The following is a 643-nucleotide window of genomic DNA, read 5'->3' as shown; positions in this document are numbered from 1 at the left end:
CCAGCCCCGCCAGCACGCCACGCAGCAGCGGCAGAAAACGCTGGCCCGCCGCCGTGAGCGCCACCGGATGGGCGCTGCGGTCGCACAACTCCACACCCACCCATTCCTCCAGGGACCGGATATGCCGGCTGAAGGCGGGTTGCGCGATGTGCCGCACCTCGGCCGCGCGCGAGAAGCTGCCGGTGTCGGCCAGCGCGACGAAATCTTCCAGCCAATCGAGGTCGAGGGGGCGGTTGCCCGGGCCCATGGGCGTCTCCTGCGGCGCCGCACGGCCCGCGATAGTTGTATGCGATTCGAGTATTGGACGGTCCGGGGACCGGCGCGGAATCATCCGCTCCGCTTCCTTCACCCATCGCACCGCACGGAGACCTGCAATGCCGTCCATCGAAAATTATCGGGGGATCATCCCCGCCATCGCCTGCCCCTTCACCCCCGACCACCGCATCGACGAGCCGGCCCTGCGCCAGCTCGCCAGCTGGCTGGCCGGCCATGAGGGCGTGGTGGCCGTGATGACCAACGGCCACACGGGCGAGGTGTTCTCGCTCACCCCCGCCGAGCGGGCCGAGGTCACGCGCATCGTGGCCGACGAACTGCGCGGCCGGCTGCCGGTGATCTCGTCCATCGTCCTGTCCCTTTTACACAC

At 69.4% G+C, this 643-nt stretch carries 2 protein-coding genes; one reads left to right on the top strand and one right to left on the bottom strand.

All coding sequences use genetic code 11. The features are described from left to right. The coding region (locus NS331_RS25235) for a LysR family transcriptional regulator (RefSeq protein WP_153013071.1) at positions 1 to 247 on the bottom strand (247 nt) is incomplete at its 3' end. Between the two features lie 127 nt (positions 248 to 374). Here NS331_RS25235 and NS331_RS25230 point away from each other — a divergent pair. Then, positions 375 to 643: dihydrodipicolinate synthase family protein (locus NS331_RS25230; RefSeq protein WP_193758224.1), on the top strand; the 269-nt coding region annotated here is incomplete at its 3' end.

Origin of the sequence: Pseudacidovorax intermedius, from assembly GCF_001476815.1 — a bacterium.
In the GTDB taxonomy this organism is placed as follows: Bacteria; Pseudomonadota; Gammaproteobacteria; order Burkholderiales; family Burkholderiaceae_C; genus Xenophilus; species Xenophilus intermedius_A.
The sequence above is the reverse complement of the archived record's forward strand: the minus strand, read 5'-3'. Positions and strand labels throughout refer to the sequence as shown.